This is a genomic window from Cumulibacter manganitolerans (assembly GCF_009602465.1).
In the GTDB taxonomy this organism is placed as follows: domain Bacteria; phylum Actinomycetota; class Actinomycetes; order Mycobacteriales; family Antricoccaceae; genus Cumulibacter; species Cumulibacter manganitolerans.
Genome location: NZ_WBKP01000125.1, coordinates 1 through 1165, shown reverse-complemented (window position 1 = coordinate 1165; position 1165 = coordinate 1). Strand labels below are relative to the sequence as shown.

General features: G+C 78.1%; 1 protein-coding gene. It reads left to right on the top strand.

Annotated features, from left to right (window positions below; translation table 11 throughout):
- Positions 1-1165: hypothetical protein (locus F8A92_RS18785; RefSeq protein WP_194291592.1), on the top strand; the 1165-nt coding region annotated here is incomplete at both ends.

Genomic DNA, 1165 nt, shown 5'->3' with positions numbered 1-1165 from the left:
CCAGGACCGGTCTACGCCGCGCCCTCGGCGTCGCAGCGCCGCAGACCGGCGGCCCGTCGGCGCCGTCCGCGGTCGACGACGCGGCGATCCACGACGCGCAGGCACAGGCCACCGCGCGCACGAACGAGGTGCGCGCGCTGCTCGCCGAGGGCGACGCACGCAGCCAGGACGCCGCTCGCACGGCCCTTCGAGCGCGCCAGGCGGCGAGCCGGTCCACGCAGCACGCGGTCGAGCTCGGCGCATCCGCGACCCTCGGCTCGACAGGCGTCGATGCGGACGAGATCGCTCGCGCGTACGCCGCGGCCGCCGAGGCGGGCACCGTCGCCGACGAGGCGCACGCCCGGGCCGTCGCCGAGCGGCACGCCGCGACGGTGCGCACGGCGTACGCGGACGCGACCGCCGCGGTCGACCCGACCGCCGGCGCGGTCTCCGAGCTCGCGCGGCGGATCTCCGGCGTCCTCGCCGCCACCGTGCCCGGCACCCTCGTCACGCAGTCCGCCGCGCTCCGCGGGCAGCTGGCTGCCGTCGGCTCGGAGGCGCGGGCGCTGACCGATCGGCTCGCTGCCCTGCACGCCCTGCACGACACCACCGAGGGCGAGGTCGCGGCCGCGGAGCCGAGCGCCACCACCCTCGAGTCGCTCGGCCGGCAGAGCCGAGCGATCGTCGAGCAACTCACCGAAGCATCGAGCCGCCTCGATGCGCGCATCGCGCGTCTCGGGCTCACCGCGACGGTCGTCGCGGACGCCGATCGGGCGAACCGCGCGCTGGCCTCGATCGACGCGGCGCGATCCGGCGAGGCGTTCGGCGATTACCTGCGGACGACGGTCGCCGCGGTGACCACCACGGACCCCGCCGCGGCGGAGGCCCTGGAGAACGCCCGGCAGGACACCGCTGCGCTCGATGACGCGACGGCCGCCCTCGACTCCGGCGCCACCGCGTTGACCGACGTACACAACGCGCTCACCGCTCTCGCCGACGACCTGGTGGCCGGCGTCGGGCCGGCCGGTGCCGAGCAGGCCGCGCGCGCGGCGGCGCTCGGGGCTGCCGCCACCCGGCACGCCGTCGACTCGCGCCTCGCCGCCGACCAGGGTGCTGCCCGCGCCGCGTCGGCGTACGGCCACCTCACCCAGGCCACCGTGCTCGGCCTGGCCGCGCTCGCCGAGGA